The sequence below is a fragment of the Bartonella sp. AP57NXGY genome (assembly GCF_042195805.1).
GTDB lineage: Bacteria > Pseudomonadota > Alphaproteobacteria > Rhizobiales > Rhizobiaceae > Bartonella.
On sequence record NZ_JBHIOZ010000008.1, the window covers coordinates 21,655 to 24,557 of the forward strand.

2 protein-coding genes are annotated in these 2,903 nt (G+C 34.6%); both read left to right on the forward strand.

Going from position 1 to position 2,903, the window contains the following annotated elements; translation table 11 throughout:
* The first annotated feature begins 431 nt into the window (after positions 1 to 431).
* A complete protein-coding gene (gene lexA, locus ACFIL8_RS02370; RefSeq protein WP_375621262.1) occupies positions 432 to 1,136 on the forward strand; it encodes a transcriptional repressor LexA in 705 nt (234 codons plus the stop codon).
* Between the two features lie 460 nt (positions 1,137 to 1,596).
* The coding region (gene rimO, locus ACFIL8_RS02375) for a 30S ribosomal protein S12 methylthiotransferase RimO (RefSeq protein ID WP_375688840.1) at positions 1,597 to 2,903 on the forward strand (1,307 nt) is incomplete at its 3' end.

The following is a 2,903-nucleotide window of genomic DNA, read 5'->3' on the forward strand; positions in this document are numbered from 1 at the left end:
TCACTATTAGAGCTGTAGATAATTTTACTAAGAATAAAAAAGCAGAAATAATATGCAGTATGTAAAATGATTTTAAATACCCATAGAGAGTTCTAAATATATAGAATGCCTTCTATTTAACTTTTTTATATCAGAAATTACAAAACATGTAGATATATTTTTAGAAGAAAAGGATAATACTGGTCATAAAATTTGGTGTTAGATAATTCAGTCAGAACTATAAAATATTTTATACATTATTTAATATTAATGTAGCTATATAGTATATAAATAATAATTTAAATATATCTATAAATAAACATATTTCTTTATTAAACGATAAGATCAAAAACAAAGAAAATAATTTTGATTTGGCGATAAAAATTGTAAAAATGTTATATATACATGTATTTTTACTTTACTAATTTTTATTATTTTGATTGGAATATTGAATGTTAACATGTAAACAGTATGAGCTACTCTTGTTTATTCATAACCATATAAAAGAAACTGGTGTTCCTCCTTCTTTTGAAGAAATGAAAAATGCATTAGAACTTTCTTCAAAGTCTGGTATTCATAAGCTCATTATAGCCTTAGAACAAAGAGGTTTTATACGTCGCTTGCCCAATCGTGCTCGTGCTGTGGAGGTGATTCGACTTCCTGAGAAAATAACATTTAACCTTTCTTTAGCACGTAAAATTTCTCCCAGTATGATAGAAAGAAAGAAAAGGGAAATATCAAAAAGCTTGAGTCCCTTTGATGAAGAAGAAAAAAAAAATATCACCATTCCTATTATGGGACGTATTTCTGCGAGCGTACCCGCCTCTGCTATACTGCAACAAATAAACAGCCTTTCTCTTCCACTTGATATGGTTAATACAGGTGAGCACTACGCATTAGAAGTTAAAGATGATTCTATGATGGAGGCTGGTATCCTTGATAAAGATACGATCATTGTGAAACGTCAAAATACAGCAATAACTGGTGAAATTATTGTTGCGTTTATTGATAAAAAAGAAGCCACATTAAAACGTTATCGACGCAAAGGAGCTTCTATTGCATTAGAAGCCGCAAATCCTCATTATGAAGTACGGACATACGAATCCGAGCGTATAGAAATACAAGGAAAACTTACCGGACTTATTCGCAAATATTAAAAAATAAACCTTATAGTACGCGATAGATATCGCAGTAAGAAGCTGTTGAGTATTTTTTTATTGTGCCACACGCAATTGACTTCTTCTCCACAGCCAAAGGATGCCCCCAATTCGGTTTATAAACAATCCAGATCCTTATCGAGCGGGTTTAATTTTCCCTTCCCTCCATGTTCTTCACTTAATGCAAGGCTTGACAAGTAAGTTTTAAAATATTCACCACGTACTTTGAAAAGAACTTAAATGCTTTGAAGGAAGCTTTCTTATATCATCATCCTCAATAACGGAATTTTACGATATAATAAGACAAAATTGTATGCATGCATACAAACACATAAAATTTTGTAGAAAAAAATCAAATAACTTTGTAACAGATTGTATTGCATAGGTATAAAAACAAAGAACATTATTTTTAAATTAATAAAAGCGTAACTCAATCATTCATAGTAATTGTAGGATCATCATGGTAGCACCTCGTATTAGTTTTGTCTCCCTCGGATGCCCAAAAGCACTCGTAGATTCTGAGCGAATTATTACACGCCTTCGCTCTGAAGGGTATGAGATTTCACGTCAACATCAAGGAGCTGATGTCGTTATTGTGAATACCTGTGGTTTTCTTGACTCGGCAAGGAGAGAATCGTTAGCCAATATTGATGAAGCTCTTAAAAAAAATGGAAAAGTTATTGTAACAGGGTGTCTTGGTGCTGATCCTGATGCTATTCGCCAAACATATCCTAATGTATTGGCTATTACAAAACCGCAAGCTTATGAAAGCGTTATAGAAGCTGTTCATACAGCAATTCCTCCTGTTCATGATCCTTTTCTTGATTTAGTTCCTCCCCAAGGTATTCGTTTAACACCTCGCCATTACGCCTACTTAAAGATTTCTGAAGGATGCTCTAATCGGTGTAGTTTTTGTATCATCCCTACACTGCGTGGTGATCTCACTTCACGTCCCATCAGCGATGTTCTTCGTGAAGCTGAAAAACTCGTGCAAGCGGGTGTAAAAGAACTTTTGGTTATTTCACAGGATACGAGTGCTTATGGTGTTGATCTTAAATATCTCGAAAATTCTTGGAAAGATCGTACAATCAAAACTAAATTCTTTGATCTTTGTCGCGAACTAGGCGATATGGGTATTTGGGTACGTATGCATTACGTTTATCCTTATCCCCATGTTGATGAAGTTATCGAACTTATGGCTGCAAAAAAAATTCTTCCTTATCTGGATATACCTTTTCAGCATGCATCACCAACTGTTTTGCGTCACATGAAGCGTCCCGCACTTATGGAAAAAACAAACCGTAAAATTGAAAAATGGCGGAAAATATGTCCAGATCTTACTTTGCGATCAACATTTATCGTTGGTTTTCCTGGTGAAACGAATGAAGATTTTAATATACTTCTAGAATGGCTAGAAGAAGCAAAAATTGAACGCGCGGGGTGCTTTAAATATGAAGAAGTAAAAGGAGCTGCCGCAAATGATTTGGGATTAGAAAATATTCCTGAAGAGGTGAAAGAAAACCGCTGGCATCGTTTTATGGCAAAACAACAACAAATTTCTACACATCTTTTAAAGAAAAAAATTGGAAAAAGACTCCGAGTGCTTATCGATGAAAGTCAAGGAAAAGTTGCCAAAGGACGTAGTCAGTACGATGCTCCAGAAATAGATGGTGTTGTCCATATATCATCACGACGCCCACTGCGTGTTGGTGAATTTGTCACCGTTAAAATCGAACAATCGGATGCCTATGACCTTTATGGTATAGC

Bases quoted from the DNA above. Each gene is read 5' to 3' on its own strand.
- lexA (WP_375621262.1), top strand. From the start codon at position 432: ATGTTAACATGTAAACAGTATGAGCTACTCTTGTTTATTCATAACCAT.